Source organism: Achromobacter sp. K91, assembly GCF_003576205.1.
In the GTDB taxonomy this organism is placed as follows: domain Bacteria; phylum Pseudomonadota; class Gammaproteobacteria; order Burkholderiales; family Burkholderiaceae_B; genus Achromobacter; species Achromobacter aegrifaciens.
This window is the reverse complement of sequence record NZ_QWFB01000035.1, coordinates 65,726-89,780: the sequence shown is the minus strand read 5'-3', so window position 1 is coordinate 89,780 and position 24,055 is coordinate 65,726. Positions and strand designations below refer to the sequence as shown.

Sequence of the window (24,055 nt, the reverse complement as noted above, 5' to 3'; positions counted from 1 at the left end):
AGATGTGTATAAGAGACAGACCGCGCGGCGCCGCCGGACGCCACGCTGCGTGCCGTGCTGGCGCGCTGGTCGGATCTGGCGGGCTGGACCTTCCAGCCGCAGCACTGGGCCGTGGACGTGGACATTCCCTTGTCGGCAACGGCCGAATTCTCCGGCGACTTCAAGTCGGCCGTGCGCGAACTGCTGGGCGCCACGGAACTCGCCGAAAGGCCCCTGCAGCCATGCTTCTACGGCAACCGGGTCCTGCGCGTGGTGCCATTGGCACAGTCCTGCACGCGCATGGCTGCGCCAGGAGGGGCCGCGACATGATGCGCAAACTGTTCTTGAGTGCGGCGGCCTGCGGAGTATTGGGCGGCTGCGCGGTGTCGCAGCAGGTTGCGGACCAGCGCCGCGCGGCGAACGCGCGTCAAGCCCAGGTGGCCGCCAGCCATCAGGCCTTCACCGAAGGATTGTCGGATCGCGCCAAGCGCGTCGCGGCCCAGGATGTCGCCATGCCTTGGCTTGCCGGCAAACCGCAGCCGCTGGCGCGAGAAGTGGCGCTGCCGCCCGCATTGCGCGAGAACCTGCGGACAACCTTGATACTGGCCGACGACGCCGATCTGCCGATGCTGGCCCAGCGCCTGAGCGCCGCCACCGGCATTGCAGTGCGAGTGCGTCCCGACGCCTTGCTGCCGCTGGAGTTGTTCCTGCCTCGGCTGGCCGTCAATGGCGCATTGTCCGTGCCGGCCCCCGCCAGCCTGGAGATCCGCGCGGGCGCGCAGCCGCTGGCCGACTTGCTCGACACGCTGGCCGCGCGCTTCTCGGTGCATTGGCGCTACGAGCACAACGCGCTCGAGTTCTACCGCACCGAGACTCGCGTGTTTGATTTGCGCGCGCTGTCGCTGAGCAGCAAAGTGGACGTGCGCCTGGGCCGCGAAGGCAGCCCCGAGGGCGAAGGCTTCGAGAGCACGTCCAATACCTCCCTATCGGCGGGACAGCATGACGCGATGGCCGTCCTGCGCGCCAACATCGTGCCGTTCCTCACACGTTCCGGCGTGGTCGCCGAAGCGGTCGAGGGCTCCACTTCGATTGTCGTCACGGATACGCCCGAAGCGCTCGAGCGCGTCGCCCGCTACCTCGAGCGCGAGAACAAGGCGCTGACCCGTCGGGTGCGGCTGGTGTTCGAGGAAATCACGGTCGTTGCCAACGACGCCGTTTCGGGCGGCATCGACTGGAACATCGTCTACGCCGCGGCGGGAGCGGCGGCGCGGTTGGCGGTGCCTGGCGCCGGATCGGGCGGGGGCAGCCTGGAGGCTTCCGCGGCCAGGGGGCCATACCAAGGCTCTCAGGCCATCATCTCCGCGCTCAGCACCATGGGCGCGGTCGTGCGGCACAACAAGGTGCCCATCCTGACCCTGAACCGTCGTCCGGTTACGCATGCGGTAAGAACGACATTCAGCTACATCGACCGGGTGCAGAGCACTGCGGTCCCAGGCACCACGGCGGGGGGCGCCAACGGTACGCTGCCCGCGGTATCCATCAGCCAAAAGGAAGAAACAGTAGGTTCGTTCCTGACGCTGTTGCCGGACATCCAGGAGGACGGCCAGATCCTGTTGTCGCTGGCCTACGACAACGCGGTTGCCCAGCCCTTGAAGACCATCACGTTCGGCGAGCGCGGCAACCAGGTGCAGGTCCAGCAGGTCACGATCGACGGCAACGGCACGGTGCAGCAGGTCGAGCTGCGCCCCGGCCAGCCCATCATCGTTTCCGGTTTCGACCGCGGCCAGGAACAGCATGACCGCCAACGGCTTGCGCCGAGTCTGCCGCTCATTACTGGCGGCCTGGACAGCGCCGCCTCGGAACGCACGACAACCCTGGTACTGGTAACCGCCCAGGTCGAGGAAGGGTACTAGGCATGGAACGCGTCCCTCCCACCTTGTTGCTTGAGGTTCCAGATACTGGCCGCAGCCTGGCGTTCGGCCTGCGCTGGTTCGCCCTGATCGGCTCCAACATTCCCGCGCTGGCCCGTTCGCGCGGGCGCCGCCTGCGGGCCAGCCACTATGTCGTGGGCGGGGCGCCGGCCATGGTGGCCGGCTATGGCCGCGTGCGCTCATCGTGGCGCAGCGGTCCGCGGGCGGGGCGGCGCAGGCAGGGGCACATCCAGGCTGCCGCGCAGTTGTACGCCTTGTTGTATCCGGACGGAGGCCATAGCCTGATCAGCCTGCCGGGCGGCGGGCATTGGCTGGTGGCGGCGCAGCGCGGCACCGTACTGTCGCAGGCCGACAGGGTATACGCCACGCTCGACGAAGCCTTGCGTGAACAGGCGTTGTTGTGCGCCCGGCGCCCCGCGTTGCAGGCGCGGGACGCCGAGGAGGCCTGGGCCTTGCTGATGCAGGCGGCGGACCCGGCCGCGCAGTTGGTCGTCTTGTCCTCGCGCTGGGCCGAGCTGCCGCTCGCGTTCCGCTTGTTCCTGGCCTGCGTCGCGCTTGCCGCTGTCGCTCCGCCCATATGGGACGGTCTGCCCGCGCTGAGGCCGGACCGCGCATCGCCCGATTCGGCCGCTGCGCAGGACCTCCCGTCGCAGCGGGATCCGCATCTGACCCTGCTGCAAAACACTGTGGCCCACGCTCCCGCCGAAGTTGCACGCTTGCTGGACGGCGTCGGCAAGCTGCCCATACAGGTGCGCGGTTGGACGCTGAGCCGCGCGCGCTGCCTTGCCGGGGAGCAGGCGTGGAACTGCTCCGCGGTCTATATCAGGGCGCACCCGCAGGCGGCCAACGATGTGCTGCACGCGCTGCGGCCCGCTGGCTGGCAGGTGACATTCCAGCCGCTGGAAGAAGCCACGCTGTCATGGCGCATGGCGTCCTCGCCGGTGATGCTGGCGGACCTGGCGCTGCCCTCATCGCTGCAGGTCGATACCGGGCTGATCGCTGCGCTGCAACGCATGCGGGCGGCGTTTACGTCGGTGATCCTCGCGGCCGCGTTGCCGCTGCCGTTGCCAGTGCAGTCTCAACCCGTCGCGGGCCAAATCGACGCCCCGATGCCGTTGCAACCTGCCATTCGCAGCCGCGCCATCACCTTGCGGGGACCGCTGCGTTCCTTCGCGCTTCTGGACGGTGCCGTCGCGGCGGCCAGATGGTCCCGCCTGTCGCTGGACATCCAGGCGCAACCCCGGCCCACATTGGTTTCCAGCACGCTGGTAGCCGAACTACAGGGAGAACTTTATGAACAGGAATAGGGGCGCCGCCACGCGCCCGAATCCCGCGGCAGGATTCATCGGGCGTCTGCTCTTGTCGGCCGCTTTGGTTCCGGCCGCTCATGGCCAACCGTCACCGCAAAGCGCCGACGAACCGCGGCCCTGGCCAGAGACGGAAACCGTGCGCGCCTTGCTACGCGCGGATGCTGCGGCCGCCCTGGCGGACTGCCGCGTCCCCGGTCTGTGCCGTCCCGGACCCGAGTCCGTGGCGCAGGCGACGCCGCCGGCCAGGGCATCGGACGATATCCGGGTGATGGCGATCTTCGGCCTCGCGCGCCGCTTGAGCGCCGATATCGCCGTCAATGGCGCCGTGCTCCGCTACCAGGCGGGCAGGGGCGAACCCGTCGCGGGAGCTGTCGATGGCCGCGCCTATCAGCTGCTGGCCATCGACGACAGTTGCGTAAGGCTGCGCCGCGGCGATACCGAACGCACCGCCTGCGTCGATGCGGGCAGGGGACGGCCATGACTGTGCATGCCTTGCCGTCCGTCGCGGCGCATCGCGCGGTGGCGCTTTCCACGGCGGCGGCTTGGGAGCCGCCTCAGCTTCAAACAGCCGACGACATCGCCCGTCTGCAGCCCGCGTTCGCGCGTGCGCTGGGGCGCGATTTCGATCTTGCGGCGCTCGCGGGCAGGCTGTGCCCCGTGTTGCTCGAAAACGGCGAGGTCGCCGTGTTCGCGGTCAAGGACTACACGGAGGGCGACCAGATCGAAGAGGTCGAGCGCATGGTGCGGGCGCGCGGTTACCGGCTGGCGCAAGTGCCGCGCTATCAGTTGCCCGCGCCGCTGCTGCTGATGATCGCACGCGGCCAGCTGGCGGAGCCAGCGTGCGCCGGGCGCGGCAAGGAGCGGCAGGAAGAGCGCGCCTCGGCCCTCGCCGCAATGTTCCTGGATATCGTGCGCTGGGGCGTGGCGCAAGGAGCGAGCGACGTGCACATCAACGTCAACCGGCGGCGCGCTGCCTGCGAGATCCGCTACACCATCGGTGGGGAATACGTCAGTACGGAACGCTTTGCGGGCCTGTCCAATGCGACGCTGCTGGAGGTCCTGGCGGTGGCCTGGATGGATGTCAGGGGAGGCAACGGCGCGGTGTTCGACCCGGCGCTGGAGCAGCAAGGGCGCATCGGGCTGGACATCGATGGCGTGCCTATCGTGCTGCGCTGGGCCTCGTTGGCCGCCGATGCCGGCCCCTCGGTCTGCTTGCGCATCTTGCGGCTGGACGCGACCGCCAACGCTGATCTCCTCGCGTTGGGCTATCTGCCCACGCAGGTCGAAACGCTGGCACGGGCGCGCGAACGCGAGGGCGGGGCCATCGTGCTGGCGGGCGTGGTTGGCTCCGGCAAGTCAACCACCATCGCGACGCTGATGCGGGGCATCGCGCCCACGCGCAAGGCCATCACGCTGGAAGATCCGGTCGAATACGTCATCGACAACGCCTTGCAGAATACCCTGGGAGGCGCTCTGGCCGAATCCGCCTGGCCCGCGTTCGACGCCAAGCTCAAGACCATCAAGCGCTCGGCGATGAACGATCTGCTGATCGGCGAGATCCGGGACGCCGATACCGGCCGTGCGTTCATGGATCTGGCCGGCTCGGGCGTCAGCCTGTACACCACCACCCACGCCGCGGGCGCCGTGCTGATACCCGAACGCCTGGCGTCGGATTCGATCGGCGTGTCGCGCGATTTTCTGGCTACGCCAGGCATCCTCAAGTTGCTGGTCTACCAGACCTTGCTGCCGCGCTTGTGCAGCCATTGCTCGCTGCCCGTGGACAGTCTGTGGTCCAGATCCGCCGGGAGCGGTAAACGTCCCGAATGGCAGGCATGGTTGAAACGGCTGCAGCATGAGTTCCTGCTGGATCCTGACGCGCTCCGGGTCAGGAATGCCGCAGGTTGCAGCGCTTGCAGGCGCCCGCAATTGCCTGAGTTGAACGGCATCGCAGGCCGTAGCGTGGCGGCGGAAATGCTCGAGCCCGAGCGCGTCGACGGCTTTCTTGAGCGGGTGCGTACGCGCGATAACGTGGGGCTCAAGCGCCAGGCCGAGGCTGCCGGGCCCACCGCCTGGCGCAGCGAGGCCGCGCGCGGCGCGCTAGCGCGGGACTGCGCCCTGTACAAGGTCAGCCGTGGCGAGGTCGATCCCCGCGTGCTGCTGCGCCGCTTCGACTTTCCAGCAGTCTTGCCTGCGCAGAGCGCTGGACCCGGCGGGGGCGGCCATGGCTGAGCCGCTGTTGGCGCGACCCTTCCTCGGCCTGCCTTCGGGTCGCACGCTGTCGCTGCGCCTGGACGCGCTGCGCTTTCGTGCGGGGCGAGCGGACTACTACGAGTATCTGGCCGACCTGGTCGAAGGAACGCAGGGCCGTAAGAATTTGCGCGACGTCTTCGAGGACGATGCGCGCCGTCATGGCGAGGATACCGTGCGCGGCCGGCTGTCGAGGCATTGGGCGGGCATGTATCTGGAGGCCGGCGGCGATCTGGGCGTGGCCTGGACGGACACGCTGCCGTCCAGTGAATGCGTGCTGCTCAGCTGCGTGCAGGAAGAAGGCGGCGATCTGTCCGCCGCGTTGCGGGACGTGGCAAGGGCTGTACGGCTGGCGTCGGATGCGTGGCTGGCGCTGGTCTCGGCCGCGGCGGCGGGCCTTGCGGCGGCAGCCGTCGCATTCGCCTTGCTGTGCGCCATTCCTTTTTTCAGCGTGCCGCGCTTGCAGCAGGTGTTCCAGGCCGTGCCGGCGGAGGAGTACGGCCGCATGACCCGCGCGCTGTTCGCGCTGTCCCAAGGCCTGAGGCAATGGCTGGCCCTGTGGCTGGTGCTGTTGTTGGGCCTGGCCTTGCTGTGCCTGTGGTCGCTGCCGCGCTACACGGGCGCTGCGCGGTCGCGGCTGGACCGCTGGCTGCTCTGGAGGCTCTACCGCGATTTCCACGCCATCCGCTTTCTTGCGTTGCTGGCCGTGCTGGTCAGGCAGCACGGCGCGGCCGACACCCGCCTCAGGCGAGCCCTGGCCGTGCAGGCCCGGGATACGGTTCCCTGGATGCATGCGCATCTGCTGGACATGCTGGGACGGATAGACGGCGGCCAGACGGGGCCGGAGATTTTCGGCACAGGGCTGCTGGACGCGGATACCTGGTGGTACATGGCCGACATGATGGACGCTCTGGGCATGGAGGCCGGGCTTGCGCAGGTGCGGCTGCGCGTCGAGTCGCGCCTGCTGGCGCGGGTGCGTCGTCAAGCGTCGGTGTTGCGCTGGGCATTGCTGCTCACGTCCGTGGCCGGCGTGCTGGGCATCACGCTCTGGCATTACGCCGTGATCGACGAACTGCGCCAGGCGTTGACCAATTTCTATGCAAGCCAATAGGGGCTGCATCAGGCATGCGGCGCTTATCCGCCTGCGTGCTTTTTTCACGAGGAGAGCAAGCATGCACCAAGTCCACGCAATCCCATTACGCGCCAAGCGGCAGCGGGGCTTTTCATTGATGGAGGTGTCCATCGTCACCGCCATCGTCCTGTTGATCGCGATCGTTGGCATTCCGGCCATTGGCGCCTATGTCGTGGAGAACAAGGTTCCCAAAGTAGGCGAGGAACTGCAGCGTTTCATCGCCAGCATGAAGACCAATGCGCAAGGCGGCGGGGTCACGCCCTATGCCGGTCTGGACACGGGCGCCATGGCCAATGCGCTGCGGGAATCCAGCGTCCTGGCCGTCGACGGGACAGGGGGCGCGGCGCGCATTGCCCATGGCTTGGGCGGCAGCGGCGTCGGAGGCAATGGGGTGGTCGAGGTCGCCGCCGCCTCGTTCGGCAGCGCGGGGCAGGGTTCCGCATTCTCCATCAAGCTGACCAACGTCAGCCAGGCAGCATGCCCGTCGCTCGCCTCGGTGCTGCAGCGGATGTCCGAGACCATCTCGATAGGCGGCGGGGGAGGCGGCCTCCGGGTCGTGAAGGACGCGTTCGCGACGCCCAGCGTGCCCTACCGCGCGGCCTTGGCTCAGGCCCAATGCAGCCCGGGCGACGTCAACACCTTTGTGTTCCTCGCAAAATGAGCCGGCTCGCGCGTATCCCGGCTGCTCGATCGCAGCGTGTTGCCGTGCGGTTGCGTCAACGCGGCTTTTCGTTGCCGGGCTTGGTGGTGGCGCTGGCCTTGAGCGCCATGGCGGCCATCTGGGCCTCAGGCCAGGTGGTGCAGCGGATCGAGGATGCCGCTGCCCGTGCCGCCGGCGTATGGCTGACGCAGATCCGCCTGGCGGTAACGGCGGTGCTGGCGCGGCACTCCACCATCCTCGCCCAAGGAGACGTGCCCCGCAGCGAACAGGGGAGTCCGCTGTTCGCGGATCCACTGGCGCCCACCGTGGGTGAATTGCGCGGACTGGGGCTGTTGCCCGCCGATTTTCCCGACCGTTCCGCCCTGGGCTTCTCGGCTCAGATCCGGATCGCGCGCTCGCAGGCGTGCCCTGGCGAACGTTGCCGGATGGACGGACTGGTCTACAGCGCCACGCCTCTGATCAAAACGGGGACGCAAACGCCGGACCTGACCGCCATCGCCGCCGTGATCGATGCCGCTGGCGGCTACGCCGGGGCGGTGTGGCCGGCGACGCCGGGTCTGGTGCGCGGCGCGGCATTCAGTTTCGCCAATCCCCTGGCGTCCGGCGGGCCGGCCTATGCGCCGGGCACGCTCGCCCTGTGGGCGGGAGCCGGGACCGGCGGGCCGGATCTGGAGCGCTATGTCCGGATACGGGATACGCGCGATCCGCAGCTGCAGGGTGAACTGAGCGTTGCATCCTCGGCGCAGGTCGGCTCCTATCTGACGGTCGGCGCTCGCGCCAGCGTGGGGCAGTCATGTGGCGTCTCGTCTGGCACCATAGCCACCTCGGCACAGGGGGAACTGCTGACCTGCCAGTCCCAGGTCTGGGCGCCGGCAAGCGGCGGCTTCGGCGGGGCGTTCAGCCTCAATTTCCCGTTTGGTTGCAACCGTTCCACAGTGAATCCCCGCACCGGCGCTTGCTCCTGCCCTGGCGGCTATACGCCCGTGGCAGTTTCCGGGCGGGACGACTGGAACGAGGCGATGGGCCGGACCACAGGTTACGTCTGCGTGCGCTGAGGCTGCCGTGCGGCCTCTTTTCCTGGGATGCCCGCCAACCCTCTATAATCAAAAATTCGCCTAAATTCTGCTTCGCCCACGATGAAATCCTCCGAGATTCGCCAGCAGTTTCTGCAATTCTTCAAGTCCAAGGGACACACCATTGTTCCCTCGTCGTCGCTCGTCCCCGGCAACGACCCGACCTTGCTCTTCACCAATTCGGGCATGGTCCAGTTCAAGGACGTCTTCACGGGCAAGGAATCGCGGTCCTATACGCGCGCCACGTCGTCGCAGCGCAGCGTGCGCGCCGGCGGCAAGCACAATGACCTGGAGAACGTGGGCTACACCGCCCGCCACCATACGTTCTTCGAAATGCTGGGCAATTTCAGCTTCGGCGACTACTTCAAGCGCGACGCCATCCAGTACGCCTGGGAGCTGTTGACCCAGGTCTACAAGCTGCCCGCCGAGAAGCTCTGGGTCACCGTCTACCAGGAAGACGACGAAGCCTACGACATCTGGGCCAAGGAAGTCGGCGTGCCGACCGAGCGCATCATCCGCATCGGCGACAACAAGGGCGCGCGCTACGCCTCGGACAACTTCTGGCAGATGGCGGACACCGGTCCTTGCGGCCCGTGCTCGGAAATCTTCTATGACCACGGTCCTGAAATCTGGGGCGGCCCCCCGGGATCGCCCGAGGAAGACGGCGACCGCTACATCGAGATCTGGAACCTGGTTTTCATGCAGTTCGAACGCGATGCCGCCGGCAATATGCCGCGCCTGCCGCGTCCCTGTGTTGATACCGGCATGGGCCTGGAACGCATCGCCGCCGTGCTGCAAGGCGTGCATTCCAACTACGAAATCGATCTGTTCCAGCACTTGATCGCCGCCGCTGCGCGCGAAACCGGCATCAAGAACCTGGAAGACAATTCGCTCAAGGTCATCGCCGACCACATCCGCGCCTGCTCGTTCCTGATCGTCGACGGCGTGATTCCCAGCAACGAAGGCCGCGGCTATGTGCTGCGCCGCATCGTCCGCCGCGCGCTGCGCCACGGCTACAAGCTGGGCCAGACCAAGCCGTTCTTCCATCGCCTGGTGCCGGACCTGGTCGCCGAAATGGGCGAGGCCTATCCGGAACTGGCGGCCACGGCCGACCGCGTCGCCCAGGTGCTCAAGCAGGAAGAAGAGCGCTTCGGCGAAACGCTGGAACACGGCATGCGCATCCTCGATTCGGCCCTGGCCAACGTGCCCAAGGGCGGTCAGCTGGACGGCACGACCCTGTTCACGCTGTATGACACCTACGGCTTCCCGGTGGACCTGACGGCCGACATCTGCCGTGAACGCGAAGTGGATGTGGACATGGCCGGCTTCGAGGTCGCCATGGAGCGCCAGCGCGACCAGGCGCGCGCCGCCGGCAAGTTCAAGATGGCCGAAGGCTTGAGCTACGAAGGCGCGGACACGCGCTTCGAAGGCTACGAAAAGCTCGAGCTGGATGGCGTCAAGGTCACGGCCCTGTACGTCGACGGCACGCAGGTGCAGCAGGTCAAGGCGGGCCAGAGCGCGGTCGTCGTGCTGGACGCCACGCCGTTCTACGCGGAGTCGGGTGGGCAGGTTGGGGACACCGGCCTGCTGGAAGCCGACGGCGTGCGTTTCGCCGTGGCCGACACCCTGAAGATCCAGGCCGGCGTTTTCGGCCATCACGGCGAGCTGGAGTCCGGCACGCTGTCCGTGGGCGATACGCTGCTTGCCCGCGTGGACGCCGTCCGCCGCGCCCGCACCGTGCGCAACCACTCGGCCACCCATCTGATGCACAAGGCGCTGCGCCAGGTGCTGGGCGCGCACGTGCAGCAGCGCGGTTCGCTGGTGGATCCGGACAAGACCCGCTTCGACTTCGCCCAGGACGCCCCGCTGACGGCCGAGCAGATCGCGCGCGTCGAAGCCATCGTCAACGCCGAGATCCTGGCCAACCAGCCTACCGTGGCGCAGGTCATGGGCTATGACGACGCGGTCAAGGGCGGCGCCATGGCGCTGTTCGGCGAAAAATACGGCGACACCGTCCGCGTGCTCGATATCGGCTTCTCGCGCGAACTCTGCGGTGGCACGCACGTCAGCCGCACGGGCGACATCGGCCTGTTCAAGATCGTGTCCGAAGGCGGCGTGGCCGCGGGCGTGCGCCGCGTCGAAGCCATCACCGGCGACAACGCGCTGGCCTGGGTGCAGAACCAGAATGCCTTGCTGACCCAGGTTGCCGGCATGCTGCGTAGCACGCCGGCGGATCTGCCGGCGCGCATCGCGCAGGTGCAGGAACAGGTCAAGAGCCTTGAAAAGGATCTGGAACAGTCGCGCAACAAGCTTGCCGCCAGCGCCGGCAACGACCTGGCGACCAGCGCCGCAGTTGAGGTCAAGGGCATCAAGGTCCTGGCTGCCAGCATCGGCGATGTGGACCCCAAGGCCTTGCGCGGCATGGTCGACAACCTCAAGGACCGCCTGAAGCCCGCGGTCGTGCTGCTGGCCACGGGTTCGGCCGACGGCAAGATCAGCGTGGTGGGCGGCGTCACCGCCGACCTGACCGGCCGTGTCAAGGCGGGCGACCTGGTTGGTTTCGTGGCGGCCCAGGTGGGCGGCAAGGGTGGCGGCCGTCCGGACATGGCCATGGGCGGCGGCACCGACCTGGCGGCCCTGCCCGCGGCGATCGCCAGCGTGCAGAAATGGGTGGACGAGCGTCTGTGATGAGCGGCGCGGATACCAGTCTTGATGGCGGCGCGCAGGCGCCGTCCTTCGAGCAGGAAGTCGATGCCAGCGGCTTGACCTGCCCGCTGCCCATCCTGCGCGCCAAGAAGGCCTTGGCGCAGATGGCCAGCGGCGAAGTGCTGCGCGTCATCACCACGGATCGCAACGCAATCCGCGACTTCCAGGCCTTTGCTCGCCAGACGGGCAATGCGCTGGTCGCACAACAGGAGGTCGACGGCCGCGGAGTGCATTTCCTGCGGCGGCGCTGACCGTAGCCAGCAGTACTCCCCATGCGAAAGGCCCGCCGCAAGGCGGGCCTTTTCTCATGGGGAGAGTGCCGATTACTTGCGGATGGCGGCGGCGACAGCCCGGGTGATCGTGAAGTCCACCAGATCGCCTTCCTTCAATTGCTGCAGGCGCGCCTGCAAGGCGGGATCCTGGACCTGGATGGTGCGCATGCCCCCTTGCGGTCCCTTCAATGTCACCAGGTTGGCGCTCTTGTTGATGTGCCAGATTTCGGCGGTGATGGTGGTCTGACGCCCGGCTGCGCCGCCGGGCATGGCTCCCTTGGCGTTGCGGGTTGCCGCGGTTTCGGTCTTCACTTCCGGAATGCCGGACCCGGCCGGGCGGACGTCCACAGCCACCGACTCGTAGTAGTCGAGGGTCAGCGTGTCGCCAGGCTTGATCTGCTGGAAGTTGCGGACATTGGGGCCAGCCTGGATGTCCACGCTATTGCCGTTTTCGCCTTGCAGCGTGATGGTCCGGGTGGCTGGATCCACTGCGGTGACCTTGCCGGAGGCGGTCGTCAGGGCGGCGCCCACGACTCGGGCCGAGGCGGCAAGCGGCATGGCCAACGTACCCGCCAGCAAGCCCGCCAGGGCCAGGCGCGCAACAGGGGTGAAGACTGATTTCTGGTTCTTCATGGTGGTGCACCCTCCGGTTAGAGGAAGTTGGGGAAAAAACGCCGAAAAAATGGGGGAGCAGGTGGCCGAAAGGCCGCCCTCAGGGGGATGGCTTGAAGCCGGTGCGGTGGCGGCGCCGTGGACAGGCGGCAGGGAAGATCAAAGCGCGGGGTCTTGCGTAGGTCGACATAAAACCGATCTCCTCAATCGGGTTATTTCTTCACACGCACTGAGTTCTGACGCACTAAGACAAGCAAGAGAGGGGCAGGGCGGCTACACTTCGAACTGCGGCGCGGGCCCCGGCCCGTGTTTGTAGAATACCCGGATGTGGTGTTTTAGGATACAAATCGCGCCGCTACGCACAATTCAGCACTGCCATTTGCCAGCCGGCCTGTTTAAGTGCTAGAATTTCCCGTTTTTCACAACTAATTCAAGGGATTACCTATGGTGGTGATTCGCCTGGCCCGCGGTGGGTCCAAGAAGCGTCCGTTTTACAACCTGGTGGCCACCGATTCGCGTAACCGTCGCGACGGCCGTTTCATCGAGCGCGTGGGTTTCTACAACCCCGTAGCCAGCGAAGGCACGGAAGCCCTGCGCATTGCGCTGGATCGCGTGCAGCACTGGACCAGCAACGGCGCCCAACTGTCGCCCGCTGTCGAGCGTCTGGTCAAAGAATACTCGGCCAAGGTTTCCGCCGCGGCTTAATTGCCCGCGTCGCAGACCAAGCCCTGAGCTTTACCGCGCTTTAAAAGCTGCCATTCATAGCTGCTTCATAGTTACCAAGAGCACGATACATGCCTGATGCCGCAACCTCCAACGCGGCGCCGACGGATTTGATCGAGCTGGGCCGCATCAGTGCAGCCTACGGTGTGAAAGGCTGGGTCAAAGTGCAGCCGCATTCGGCCAATGCCGAAGTGCTGCTCTCAGCATCTCAATGGTGGTTGACTCGCCCTGTGCCTGAATTGGCGCGGGGCGTTGTCGCGTCTGCGCCTGTCGCATACAAGGTCGTGCAAGTCCGTTCGCAAGGGGCCACCGTGGTGGCCCAGTTGGCGGGCATTGCGGATCGCGATCAGGCCGAAGCCCTGCGCGGTTGTTCCGTGCAGGCGCCGCGGGGATCCTTCCCTGCGCCAGAGGAAGACGAATACTACTGGGTCGATCTCATCGGTTGCGCGCTGTACACCAGCGCCGACGGTGAGCCTGCGCTCTTGGGCGTGGTCGACGAGGTTCTCGATAACGGCGCTCATGCCGTGCTGAGGGTCTTGCGCCAGAAGGCTGGGGCTGAAGGCCCCGAGCCCGTCCTGAACGCCAAGGGCCGGCCCGCCGAAATGCTTGTTCCGTTCGTGCGCGCGCACATACACGCCGTCGATCTGTCAGCTCGCCGCATAGACAGCGACTGGCCGGCGGATATTTGATGCGTATAGACGTCGTTACGCTCTTTCCCGAAATGTTCGGGGTAGTGCGGGACCTGGGTGTCACCGGCCGGGCGCATGCCCAGGGCCGGTGGTCCCTGCATGCCTGGAATCCCCGTGATTTCACGCACGACGTGCACCGTACCGTGGACGACCGCCCCTACGGCGGCGGCCCCGGCATGGTGATGATGGCGGGGCCTCTGGAAGCCGCCGTCAACGCCGCCCAGGACGCGCGCGCCGCGCTAGGCCTGGGTCGCGCCCCTGTCGCGCTGCTGGCTCCGGTCGGCCGGCGCTACGATCAGGCGGGCGCCGAATCCCTGGCGGCAAGCGAGGGGCTCATCCTCATTTGCGGCCGCTACGAAGGCGTGGACCAGCGTTTCATTGCGCGCTGCGTCACGCAGGAAATCTCGCTGGGCGATTTCGTGCTGTCTGGCGGAGAGATCGCCGCGCTCGCCGTGATCGACGCCGCCGTGCGGCTGTTGCCCGGCGTGCTCAACGATGGCGAGTCCGCGCTGCAGGATTCGTTCAACGACGCCTTGTCCGGCCTGCTGGACAGTCCGCACTACACGCGCCCCGAAGTTTACGAAGGCGAGCCCGTGCCCGCGCCCTTGCTTAGCGGGCATCACGCGAACATCGCCCGCTGGCGGCGTGAGCGTTCGCTGGAGTTGACCGCGGCGCGGCGTCCTGAATTGATCGAGGCTGCTCGCGCAAAAGGGGCGCTCACCCTGGCTGACGAGCGTTATCTGGCCGAGCTGGCGGGCAAGCCGCTGCCGGAACCAGCCAAGCGGCGCCGGCCATCCCGGCCCAAGCCGCCCGCGACTTCCTGACGCTTCCTTTTCGGATGAAATAAAAAAACCCCGGAACAACGTTCCGGGGTTTTTTGTTTCCAGTGCTGGGATGGGGCTTAGTTGCCCAGCTTGGCGCGCTGTTCACGCACCTTGTCCAGGGTTTCGCCGAACTGCGCCATGCGCGCCTTTTCCTGTTCGACCACGGCGGCCGGCGCACGTTCGACGAAGCTGGCGTTCGACAGCTTGCCGTTGGCCTTGGCGATTTCGCCTTCCAGGCGCGCGATTTCTTTGTCCAGGCGCACGCGTTCCGCTGCTACGTCGATTTCGACGTGCAGCATCAGGCGGCTGCCGCCCACGACCTGGACCGGCGCGCCGGCGTCGGGCAGGGCGTCGAGCACCTCGACCTGGCTCAGCTTGGCCAGCGCAGCCAGGTATGGCGCGTTGCGGGTGAGGGTGGGGGCATCGCCCTGCGCGCACAGCGGCACCTTCTGGGCGGGCGACAGGTTCATTTCGCCGCGCAGCGCACGCACGGCTTCGACCTGCGCCTTCAGTTCGGCCACGTCGGCTTCGGCGGCGGTGTCGATCGCGGCGGGGTTGGCCTGCGGGTAGGGCTGGACGCTGACGCTGTCGGCGACGCCTTCCTTGCGCTTGCCGGCCACCAGCGACACCTTTTGCCAGAGCTCTTCCGTGATGAACGGAATGATCGGGTGCGCCAGGCGCAGCACGCCTTCCAGGACGCGGATCAGCGTGCGGCGCGTGCCCAGTTGCTGGGCCGGCGTGCCGGTCTGGATCTGGACCTTGGCCAGTTCCAGATACCAGTCGCAGTACTCGTCCCACACGTAGCGGTAAAGCGAATTGGCGATGTTGTCGAAGCGGTAGTCGGCAAAGCCGCGCGCCACGTCGGCTTCCAGCGCTTGCAGCTGGCTGACGATCCAGCGGTCCACAAAGGATGTTTCGCCGGTTTCCGGGCCAGTCAGATCGTGGCCTTCGGTGTTCATTAGCACGAAGCGCGTGGCGTTCCACAGCTTGTTGCAGAAGTTGCGGTAGCCCTCGCAGCGCTTCAGGTCGAAGTTGATGTTGCGACCCAGCGTGGCGTAAGCCGCCATGGTGAAGCGCAGCGCGTCGGTGCCGAAGGCCGGGATGCCGTCCGGATACTGGCGGCGGGTGGCCTTTTCGATGGCGCCGGCCTGCTTCGGATTCATCAGGCCGTAGGTGCGCTTGACCACCAGGCCGTCCAGGTCGATGCCGTCGATCAGGTCGACCGGATCCAGCGTGTTGCCCTTGGATTTGCTCATCTTCTGGCCGTCCGCGTCGCGGATCAGGCCGTGCACGTAGACGTGCTTGAACGGGATGTGGCCGGTCAGGTGGGTGGTCAGCATCACCATGCGCGCCACCCAGAAGAAGATGATGTCAAAGCCCGTGACCAGCACGCTGGACGGCAGGTAACGCTGCAGGTCCGGCGTGTTTTCCGGCCAGCCCAGCGTGGTGAAGGGAACCAGGCCCGACGAGAACCAGGTGTCCAGCACGTCCGGGTCGCGCTTGAGCTCGCCAGTCACGCCGGCCGCGCGGGCCTGCGCCGTGGCTTCGGCTTCGTCGTGCGCGACGAAGACCTGGCCGTCTTCCGAGTACCAGGCCGGAATCTGGTGGCCCCACCAGAGCTGGCGCGAAATGCACCAGTCCTGGATGTTGTTGAGCCACTGGTTGTAGATGGTGGTCCAGTTGTCCGGATAGAACTGGATGCGGCCGTCGGCCACGACTTCCAGTGCAACCTCGGTAATGCTCTTGCCCGGATTCAGCGTGCCTTCGGGGGCGGGCTTGCTCATCGCCACGAACCACTGGTCCGTCAGCATCGGCTCCAGCACGACGCCGGTGCGGTCGCCCTTGGGCTGCATCATCTTATGCGCCTCGACCTTGACCAGATAGCCTTCGGCTTCCAGTTGCGCGACCACGGCCTTGCGGGCCACGTAGCGCTCCATGCCCTGGAACTGCGCGGGGCCGTTCTCGTTGATGTGGGCATCCAGCGTGAAGATCACGATCATGGGCAGATCGTGGCGCAGCGCGCAGGCGTAGTCGTTGAAGTCGTGGGCGCCAGTGATCTTCACGCAGCCCGTGCCGAACTCGGGGTCGACAAAATCATCGGCGATGATGGGAATGTTGCGGTCGCACAGCGGCAGTTCCACAAGCTTGCCGACCAGGTGCTTGTAGCGCGGGTCTTCGGGGTGCACGCACAGCGCGCCGTCGGCCAGCATGGTCTCCGGGCGGGTGGTCGCGATGGTCAGGCCGCGCAGCGTGACGGTCTGGCCGTCCTTGTCGACGATGGTTTGCGGACCATCGACGAAGGGGTAAAGGATGTGCCACATGTGGCCGTCGGTTTCCTCGGAAACCACTTCCAGGTCGGATACGGCCGTCAGCAGCTTCGGATCCCAGTTGACCAGGCGCTTGCCGCGGTAGATCAGTCCCTGTTTATGCAGGCGCACGAAGGTTTCCACCACGCCACGCGACATGCGGTCGTCCATGGTGAAGTACTCGCGCGGCCAGTCGGCCGAAGCGCCCAGGCGGCGGACCTGGCTGGTGATCGCGTTGCCGGATTTTTCCTTCCATTCCCACACTTTTTCCACGAATTTCTCGCGGCCGAGGTCGTGGCGGGAAACCTTCTCGGCGTCCAGCTGTCTTTCAACCACGATCTGCGTGGCGATGCCGGCGTGGTCGGTGCCGGGGATGAATACGGTGTCGTCGCCCAGCATGCGGTGGTAGCGCACCAGGCCGTCCATGATGGTCTGGTTGAAGGCGTGGCCCATGTGCAGGGTGCCCGTCACGTTGGGCGGCGGGAACTGGATGACGTAGGGCTGGCTTTCGGTCCCCGTTTTTACATGCTGGCCCGCCTGGAAGTACCCACGCTTGTCCCACTCGGCGTACCAGCGGGATTCCAGCGCGGAGGGTTCGAAGCTCTTGGAGAGTTCCTGGGTATCGCTCGCGGCGTTCGCGGCGTTCGGGGGAGCAGCTTGAGTCATTGCAGGGTTCCGGCAAACAGGGGCGCCCGGGCTAGGGACGCGGGCGGCAAACCGCACATTTTAAGATGTAATGCGGTCTTCTCAGCGTGTTAGAATACCGGGTTACTGTAAACCTTTTAGAAGTCCCTGAATTCATTGAGGATTCCGGGTGAGTCCGACAGGTAGGCAGTGTCGAATCCCTGCCTTGGACCAGTGGTTCGGGACGGCCCGAAACATGCATTCGTTTCGGACCGCCCCGTGCGCCAACAGCGCGATGACGCTTCAAGGGTGACACCGACAAGCGCAGATCCACGCCAGGCAATTCACAGAAACCAAGTCAGAAATCAGTTTTTGGAGTTCTTATGTCCATTCAACGCACCCTCTCGATCATCAAGCCCGACGCCGTCGCCAAGAACGTCATCGGCCAGATCGTCGGCCGTTTCGAACAAGCCGGCCTGAAGGTCATCGCCGCCCGCCTGGCCCAGCTGTCGCGCGCCGACGCCGAGCGTTTCTACGCCGTGCACAAGGAACGCCCCTTCTTCAAGGATCTGGTCGACTTCATGATCTCCGGCCCGGTGTTCGTGCAAGTGCTGGAAGGTGAAGACGCCATCCTGAAGAACCGCGACCTGATGGGCGCCACCGACCCCAAGAAGGCGGCTCCTGGCACCATCCGCGCCGACTTCGCCGACAGCATCGACGCCAACGCCGTGCACGGCTCGGACGCTCCGGAAACGGCCGCTGTCGAAGTCGCTTTCTTCTTCCCCGAAATCAACATCCACAGCCGTTGATTCTCGCGGAACATCTGTTCTAGCTTTTGAGTTTTACCCAGGTCATGGAATCCGTCGAACGAATCAATCTGCTGGGGCTTGACGGCTCCGCCCTGTCCGAACTGGTCGGAAAGTGGGGCGGCAAGCCGTTTCGGGCCCGCCAGTTGCAGCGCTGGATGCACCAGCGCGGCGCCGATTCGTTCGACGCCATGACCGACCTGGCCCGCGAATTCCGCGGCCAGCTTGCGCAGCATTGCCGCATCGAGGCTTTGCCCGTCAACATCGAGCAGCGCTCGACCGACGGCACCCGCAAGTGGCTGTTCGACGTGGGACAGGGCAATGCCATCGAGACCGTCTTCATTCCCGAGGACGACCGCGGCACGCTATGCATTTCCAGCCAGGCCGGATGCGTGGTGAACTGCCGCTTCTGCTCGACCGGGCACCAAGGCTTCAACCGCAACCTGAAGACCAGCGAGATCATCGGCCAGCTGTGGTGGGCCAAGCGCGTGCTGGAGGCCGACATCGGCACCGCCCGCCTGGAAAGCGCCCGCGCCACCGAAGACACCCGCGTCATCAGCAACGTGGTCATGATGGGCATGGGCGAACCCCTGCTCAACTACGACCAGGTCCTGCCCGCCTTGCGCCTGATGCTGGACGACAACGCCTATGGCCTGTCGCGCCGCCGCGTCACCGTATCCACCTCCGGCGTGGTCCCCATGATGGACCGCCTGTCGCAGGACTGTCCCGTAGCCCTGGCCGTGTCCCTGCATGCGCCGAACGATGCGCTGCGCGACGAGCTGGTGCCGCTGAACAAGAAATATCCGCTGAAGGAGTTGCTGGCGGCCTGCGAACGTTATCTGGCGTTCGCCCCGCGCGACTTCATCACTTTTGAATACTGCATGCTGGACGGCATCAACGATACCGACCAGCACGCCAAGGAACTGATCCAAATTGCACGCCAGCTGCGCTGCAAGCTCAATCTGATCCCGTTCAATCCCTTTCCCGAGTCCGGCCTGAAGCGCTCGAACTCGGCGCGGGTGAAGGTGTTTGCGCAGCGTCTGATGGACGCCGGCATCATCACCACCGTCCGCAAGACCCGGGGTGACGATATCGATGCGGCCTGTGGCCAACTGGCCGGAGAAGTGCGCGACCGTACCCGGATCACCGAACGGAACGCCGCACAGCGCCAGACCATACCAATTAAACAGGTGCACGCATGACGCAGGATTTCGCTTCGGCAGTTTCAGAAACGCCCGCAGGCGCTGCGGGAGGCATCGGCTCGGCATTGCGCGCGCTGCGCCAGTCCAAGGGCTGGTCGCTCGACGAAGTGTCCAGCCGCATCAAGTTTTCCACGAAGCAGATCGAAGCCCTGGAAAACGAGCAGTGGGCCAACCTGCCCACCGGCGTTTCGCTGCGCGGCCTGGTACGCAACTATGCGCGTCTGTTGGGCGCGGACTCGCAAACCATCGTCGATTCGCTCGACCCCAAGGCGCGCGTCACCGGCCCGGTGAAGCTTAGCCCGGGCGCGCTGCATTCGGCGCATTCCATTCCCCAGTCAGGCGCCGACGACGACCGTTCGTCCTCGACCTCCTGGGGCTGGCTCATTGCCATCGTGCTGGTGCTGGCCGCCGGCGTGGCGTATGCCTTCTGGCAAGGCTGGCTGCCGCAGCACTGGCTGCCGTCGGACTGGCTGCCGAAGTCGACCAAGTAACAACCCGGTTCCACCGATGCAAGAATCCTCTCTGCCTTGCCAGGATGCCCCGCCTCCCTCCGTGGGGGCGGCTGAGCGCCGCGCCACGCGTTCGGTGGCGGTGAAGTGGGGCGACCGTGTCGTGAAGATCGGCGGCGACGCCCCGGTCGTGGTCCAGTCCATGACCAACACCGACACGGCGGACGCCATTGCCACCGCCATCCAGGTCAAGGAGCTGGCCCAGGCCGGCTCCGAGCTGGTGCGGATCACGGTGAACACCCCTGAAGCCGCGCGCGAAGTCATCGCCATCCGCGAACAGCTCGACCGCATGGGCGTGAACGTGCCGCTGGTGGGCGATTTCCACTACAACGGCCACAAGCTGCTGACCCAGTTCCCGGAATGCGCGCAAGCGCTGTCCAAGTACCGTATCAACCCCGGCAACATGGGCGGGGGCAAGCGCCGCGACGACAACTTCGCGCAGATGATCGAAGTGGCCTGCCGCTACGACAAGCCGGTGCGTATCGGCGTGAACTGGGGCAGCCTGGATCACGAACTGATGGCGCGCAAGATGGACGAGAACAACCTGCGCGCCCAACCGTGGGAAGCGCAGGCCGTGATGCGCGATGCCTTGGTGGTGTCCGCCATCAGCAACGCACAGCGCGCCGAAGAGCTTGGTCTGCGGCGCGACGCGATCATCCTGTCCTGCAAGGTCAGCCACGTGCAGGACCTGATCGCGGTCTATCGCGACCTGTCCGCGCGTTGCGACTACCCGCTGCATCTGGGCCTGACCGAAGCCGGCATGGGCAGCAAGGGCATCGTGGCCTCCACCGCCGCGCTGGCCGTGCTGCTGCAGCAGGGCATCGGCGACACCATCCGCATCTCGCTCACGCCCGAACCCGGCGGCGACCGCAGCCGCGAAGCGATCGTGGCGCAGGAAATCCTGCAGACCATGGGTCTGCGCGCGTTCACGCCCATGGTCGTCGCCTGCCCCGGCTGCGGCCGCACCAGCAGCACGTTCTTCCAGGAACTGGCCGACAGCATCCAGACCTACCTGCGTCGCCAGATGCCGCTCTGGCGCGCCCAGTATCCCGGCGTCGAAAGCATGAACGTCGCGGTCATGGGCTGTGTGGTCAACGGGCCGGGCGAAAGCCGCCATGCCGATATCGGCATCAGCCTGCCCGGCACTGGCGAAGTGCCGGCGGCGCCGGTGTTCGTCGACGGCGAACGCACGGTCACGCTCAAGGGCGACCATATTGCCGAAGAGTTCCAGGCCATTGTCGAAGACTACGTCGCGCGCCGCTATGGCGCGCCTGCCTCTCACTAAAGTAAGGGTGTGGCTGCTAGCGCGCTTGCCGGCGCGCGATGCGGCATGATCAAGATGACTCAAGCTTTCCAGAAAGTCGCCGCCATACGCGGCATGAATGATCTGTTGCCAGGGGCCAGCGCCCGCTGGGAGCAATTCGAGGAAATCGTGCGCGGCTGGCTGCGCGGCTACGGCTATCGCAATGTGCGTACGCCCGTGCTTGAGCATACGCGCCTGTTCGCGCGCGGCATCGGCGAAGTGACCGATATCGTCGAAAAAGAGATGTACACCTTCACCGATGCGCTCAACGGCGAATCGCTGACCATGCGTCCGGAAATGACCGCGGGCATCGTGCGCGCGTCCATCGAGCACAACCTGCTCTATGACCGCCCGCAGCGCGTCTATTCCATCGGCCCCGTGTTCCGCCACGAGCGCCCACAGCGCGGCCGCTACCGCCAGTTCCACCAGATCGACGTCGAGGCCCTGGGCTTTGCCGGTCCCGACGTGGACGCCGAACTCATCGTCATGCTGGCCCGCCTCTGGAAGCTGCTGGGCCTGACCGACGTGCGCCTGGAGCTGAATTCGCTGGGCCAGCCGGCCGAGCGTGCCGCTCACCGCGCCGCCCTGATCGAGCACCTGGAAAAGCACCGCGACATCCTGGACGAAGACGGCCAGCGCCGCATGTACAGCAACCCGCTGCGCGTCCTCGACACCAAGAACCCCGCCATGCAGGAAATGGCCGACAGCGCGCCGCGCCTGTTCGACTTCCTGGGCGAGGAGTCGCGCGCGCACTTCGACGGCGTGTGCCAGCGCCTGGCCGACGCCGGTATCGAATATCGCCTGAATCCGCGCCTGGTGCGCGGGCTGGACTACTACAACCTCACGGTGTTCGAGTGGGTCACCGACCGCCTCGGGTCCCAGGGCACCGTGTGCGGCGGCGGCCGCTACGACGGCCTGATCGAGCTGCTGGGCGGCAAGCCCGCGCCCGCGGTGGGCTTTGCGATCGGCATGGAGCGCCTGCTGGACCTTTGGGAGCAGAGCGTGCAGGTGGAACAGCCGGCCGAGTGCGACGTCTACGTCGTGCACCAAGGCGAAGAGGCGCAGCGCCTGGCCGCCCGGGTCGGTGAAGACCTGCGCGATGCCGGCCTGTCGGTCATCGTGCATGCGGGTCCCGCAAGCTTCAAGTCGCAATTCAAGCGCGCCGATGCCAGCGGCGCCCGTGTTGCGGTTATTCTTGGCGCCGACGAAGTGGCTGCGCAGACGGCCAGCGTCAAGTTCCTGCGCGCCGAGGCGCAGGGCGAATCGGCCCAACAGCAAGTCCCGTTGGCGGGATTGGCCGACGTATTGAATAACAAGGGTTAATGCATGGCATACGATCTCGAAGAACAGGAAAAACTCGACGCAATCAAGGCGTGGTGGGCGCGCTACGGCACCCTGGTGGTCACGCTGGTGGCGGCGGTGGCGCTGGCCTGGGGCGGCTGGTGGGGCTGGAAGGCCTACCAATCGCACCGCGCCAACCAGGCCATGGGCTACTTCGAAGCGCTGGAAGACGCGGCGCGCCTGGGTGGCGCCGATTCCTCGGTCCGCATCAAGACCGCCGCGGCCACGCTGCGCGAGCAGTATCCGTCCACCGGCTACGCCGCGCGCGGCGCGCTGGTGGCGGCCCAGGCGCTGCAGGCCCAAAAGGATGACGCCGGCGCCCGCGAGCAGCTGGAATGGCTGGCTGCCCAGGGCAAGAACCCGTCGATGCAGTCGGTGGCGCGCCTGCGCCTGGCCGGCATGCTGCTGGACCAGAAGCAATACGATGCCGCCCTGGCGCAGCTGAACAACCCGCCGGCGGCCTTCGCCGCCTTGTACGCGGATCGCCGCGGCGATATCCTCGCCGCGCAGGGCAAGCGCGAGGAAGCGCGCGCCGCCTGGCAAAGCGCCATCGATGGCCTGGGTACGGCAAATCCCTTGACCCAGGTTGTGCAACTGAAACTGGATGCCCTGAGCGGAGCGTGACTGTAATGCGTAAATTTGCACCTGGCCGTACGTGGCGTGGCGCCGTTTGCCTGGCGGGCTTGCTCGCCCTGGGCGGATGCGGCATGTTCTCCCATGATGACGGCCGCTACGATCCCGCGCCCCTGACCGAATACAAGGCCGGCATGTCCGTGCGCCAGGTCTGGAGCGTCTCGGTCGGCAGCGGTTCCGGACTGGGCTTTGCGCCCACGGTGTTGGGCGACGCCATCTACGCCGCCACGCCCGATGGTTCGGTCGGCAAATTCGACCTGCAAAGCGGCCGCGCCATCTGGAAGGCCAGTGTCGACGGCAAGTTGTCCGCCGGCGCCGGCAGCGATGGCACCACCACCGCTGTGGCCTCGCCGAACGGCGACGTCATTGCCTTTGACGACACCGGCAAGGTGAAGTGGAAGGTTCGTGCCACCAGCGATGTGACCATTCCGCCCGTCGTGGGCTATGGCATCGTCGTGGTCCGCAGCGGCGACTACCGCATCCAGGCCTTCGACGCCAACAGCGGCGAACGCGTCTGGAACGTGCAGCGTCCCGGCCCCTCGCTGGCTCTGCGCAGCGTGTCGCAGATGGTCCTGGCCGAAGGCCTGGTCATTACCGGCCTGCCGGGCGGCAAACTGATGGCCATTGCCTCCAATAGTGGTAACGTGCAATGGGAAGGCACCGTGGCGACGCCGCGCGGCGCCAGCGACCTGGAGCGCCTGACTGACGTGGTCGGTGCGCCCCGTATCGCGGGCAATCTGCTTTGCGGCGTGGCCTACCAGGGACGTATCGTCTGCTTCGACGTCACGGCCGGCGGCCGCCCGATGTGGGCCAAGGACTTCTCCAGCGTCAGCGGCTTGTCGCTGGACGAGCGTTTCGCCTATGCGGCGGACCAGAACAGCGTGATCAACGCTTTTGCGCTGGATAATGGCGGCAACGTCTGGAAGCAGGCGGCCTTGAAGAACCGCCAGGTCACCGCGCCCGCCATGCTCGGCGGTGCGTTGGCAGTGGGCGACCTGGACGGCTACGTGCATTTCCTGTCGCGCAGCGACGGCAGCCTGATGGCGCGCCTGTCGGTGGGCGGTGGTCCAGTGGTTTCGCCGCCGCAGACTACATCCCAAGGTGTGCTGGTCCAGACGGGTAATGGCAACCTCGTCCTGATCGGCGCCAACTAAAACCTATAGAACAAAGCC

At 66.2% G+C, this 24,055-nt stretch carries 21 protein-coding genes and 1 pseudogene; 20 read left to right on the top strand and 2 right to left on the bottom strand.

From position 1 onward, the window contains the following. Window positions 1–21: 21 nt before the first annotated feature. From DXK93_RS18075 to DXK93_RS18030, 10 genes and pseudogenes are all read left to right on the top strand, one after another. Window positions 22–309: pseudogene (locus tag DXK93_RS18075) on the top strand (toxin co-regulated pilus biosynthesis Q family protein); the annotation flags it as partial. Then, complete coding sequence (locus DXK93_RS18070; RefSeq protein ID WP_119450754.1) at window positions 306–1,892, top strand: type II secretion system protein GspD; 1,587 nt, start codon at window positions 306–308, stop codon at window positions 1,890–1,892. The pseudogene DXK93_RS18075 and the gene DXK93_RS18070, both read left to right, overlap by 4 nt. A gap of 2 nt (window positions 1,893–1,894) precedes the next feature. After that, entirely contained in the window at window positions 1,895–3,217 is a 1,323-nt protein-coding gene (locus DXK93_RS18065; RefSeq protein WP_233564564.1) for a hypothetical protein, read from the top strand. Then, window positions 3,204–3,701 carry a hypothetical protein gene (locus DXK93_RS18060; protein WP_119450753.1) on the top strand — a complete coding sequence of 166 codons (498 nt, stop codon included), beginning with the start codon at window positions 3,204–3,206 and terminating at the stop codon, window positions 3,699–3,701. The genes DXK93_RS18065 and DXK93_RS18060 overlap by 14 nt, the downstream gene beginning before the upstream one ends. Then, entirely contained in the window at window positions 3,698–5,449 is a 1,752-nt protein-coding gene (locus DXK93_RS18055; protein ID WP_119450752.1) for an ATPase, T2SS/T4P/T4SS family, read from the top strand. The genes DXK93_RS18060 and DXK93_RS18055 overlap by 4 nt, the downstream gene beginning before the upstream one ends. Beyond that, window positions 5,442–6,578, top strand: a complete 1,137-nt coding sequence (locus tag DXK93_RS18050) for a hypothetical protein (RefSeq protein ID WP_054458682.1) — start codon at window positions 5,442–5,444, stop codon at window positions 6,576–6,578. The genes DXK93_RS18055 and DXK93_RS18050 overlap by 8 nt, the downstream gene beginning before the upstream one ends. A 61-nt stretch (window positions 6,579–6,639) precedes the next feature. Beyond that, the gene (locus DXK93_RS18045; RefSeq protein ID WP_054458681.1) at window positions 6,640–7,260 is read left to right on the top strand and encodes a type 4 pilus major pilin; all 621 of its coding nucleotides are present in this window, start codon (window positions 6,640–6,642) and stop codon (window positions 7,258–7,260) included. Window positions 7,261–7,304: 44 nt separating this feature from the next. Then, on the top strand, window positions 7,305–8,315 hold the full coding sequence (locus DXK93_RS18040) for a type II secretion system protein (protein ID WP_233564563.1): 1,011 nt from the start codon (window positions 7,305–7,307) through the stop codon (window positions 8,313–8,315). 81 nt (window positions 8,316–8,396) lie between these two features. Next, complete coding sequence (alaS, locus tag DXK93_RS18035; protein WP_054458677.1) at window positions 8,397–11,021, top strand: alanine--tRNA ligase; 2,625 nt, start codon at window positions 8,397–8,399, stop codon at window positions 11,019–11,021. Further along, window positions 11,021–11,290 carry a sulfurtransferase TusA family protein gene (locus DXK93_RS18030; RefSeq protein ID WP_119450750.1) on the top strand — a complete coding sequence of 90 codons (270 nt, stop codon included), beginning with the start codon at window positions 11,021–11,023 and terminating at the stop codon, window positions 11,288–11,290. The genes alaS and DXK93_RS18030 overlap by 1 nt, the downstream gene beginning before the upstream one ends. 72 nt (window positions 11,291–11,362) lie before the next feature. Here the strand turns inward: DXK93_RS18030 and DXK93_RS18025 are convergent, their stop codons facing one another. After that, a complete protein-coding gene (locus DXK93_RS18025; protein ID WP_054458674.1) occupies window positions 11,363–11,944 on the bottom strand; it encodes a hypothetical protein in 582 nt (193 codons plus the stop codon). 423 nt (window positions 11,945–12,367) lie between these two features. Here DXK93_RS18025 and rpsP point away from each other — a divergent pair, with 423 nt between their 5' ends. The 3 genes from rpsP to trmD all read left to right on the top strand — a co-directional run bounded on the left by rpsP (window position 12,368) and on the right by trmD (window position 14,159). Continuing rightward, window positions 12,368–12,628, top strand: a complete 261-nt coding sequence (gene rpsP, locus DXK93_RS18020; protein ID WP_054458672.1) for a 30S ribosomal protein S16 — start codon at window positions 12,368–12,370, stop codon at window positions 12,626–12,628. Window positions 12,629–12,717: 89 nt separating this feature from the next. Further along, window positions 12,718–13,335, top strand: coding sequence for a ribosome maturation factor RimM (rimM, locus tag DXK93_RS18015; RefSeq protein ID WP_054458671.1), 618 nt, complete (start codon window positions 12,718–12,720; stop codon window positions 13,333–13,335). After that, entirely contained in the window at window positions 13,335–14,159 is an 825-nt protein-coding gene (gene trmD, locus DXK93_RS18010; RefSeq protein WP_119450749.1) for a tRNA (guanosine(37)-N1)-methyltransferase TrmD, read from the top strand. The genes rimM and trmD overlap by 1 nt, the downstream gene beginning before the upstream one ends. A 77-nt stretch (window positions 14,160–14,236) precedes the next feature. Here trmD and DXK93_RS18005 read toward each other — a convergent pair whose 3' ends face one another. After that, window positions 14,237–17,131 carry a valine--tRNA ligase gene (locus DXK93_RS18005; protein ID WP_054458667.1) on the bottom strand — a complete coding sequence of 965 codons (2,895 nt, stop codon included), beginning with the start codon at window positions 17,129–17,131 and terminating at the stop codon, window positions 14,237–14,239. Between the two features lie 341 nt (window positions 17,132–17,472). Here DXK93_RS18005 and ndk point away from each other — a divergent pair, with 341 nt between their 5' ends. The 7 genes from ndk to bamB are packed head-to-tail and all read left to right on the top strand — an operon-like array spanning window position 17,473 to window position 24,037. Next, window positions 17,473–17,898 (top strand): nucleoside-diphosphate kinase, encoded by a 426-nt coding sequence (gene ndk, locus DXK93_RS18000; RefSeq protein WP_006393972.1) that lies wholly within the window; start codon window positions 17,473–17,475, stop codon window positions 17,896–17,898. A 44-nt stretch (window positions 17,899–17,942) separates the two neighbouring features. Next, window positions 17,943–19,097 (top strand): 23S rRNA (adenine(2503)-C(2))-methyltransferase RlmN, encoded by a 1,155-nt coding sequence (gene rlmN, locus DXK93_RS17995; RefSeq protein ID WP_054458665.1) that lies wholly within the window; start codon window positions 17,943–17,945, stop codon window positions 19,095–19,097. Next, window positions 19,094–19,588 (top strand): helix-turn-helix transcriptional regulator, encoded by a 495-nt coding sequence (locus DXK93_RS17990; protein WP_054458663.1) that lies wholly within the window; start codon window positions 19,094–19,096, stop codon window positions 19,586–19,588. Before rlmN ends, DXK93_RS17990 begins: the two co-directional genes overlap by 4 nt. A gap of 16 nt (window positions 19,589–19,604) precedes the next feature. Further along, window positions 19,605–20,891, top strand: coding sequence for a flavodoxin-dependent (E)-4-hydroxy-3-methylbut-2-enyl-diphosphate synthase (ispG, locus tag DXK93_RS17985; protein ID WP_054458661.1), 1,287 nt, complete (start codon window positions 19,605–19,607; stop codon window positions 20,889–20,891). Window positions 20,892–20,945: 54 nt separating this feature from the next. Next, window positions 20,946–22,232: a histidine--tRNA ligase gene (gene hisS / locus DXK93_RS17980; protein ID WP_119450758.1), complete on the top strand. Its 1,287-nt coding sequence runs from the start codon at window positions 20,946–20,948 to the stop codon at window positions 22,230–22,232. A gap of 3 nt (window positions 22,233–22,235) precedes the next feature. Then, the gene (locus tag DXK93_RS17975; protein ID WP_054458657.1) at window positions 22,236–22,874 is read left to right on the top strand and encodes a tetratricopeptide repeat protein; all 639 of its coding nucleotides are present in this window, start codon (window positions 22,236–22,238) and stop codon (window positions 22,872–22,874) included. A gap of 5 nt (window positions 22,875–22,879) precedes the next feature. Beyond that, window positions 22,880–24,037 (top strand): outer membrane protein assembly factor BamB, encoded by a 1,158-nt coding sequence (gene bamB, locus DXK93_RS17970; RefSeq protein ID WP_054458655.1) that lies wholly within the window; start codon window positions 22,880–22,882, stop codon window positions 24,035–24,037. Window positions 24,038–24,055: the final 18 nt, after the last annotated feature.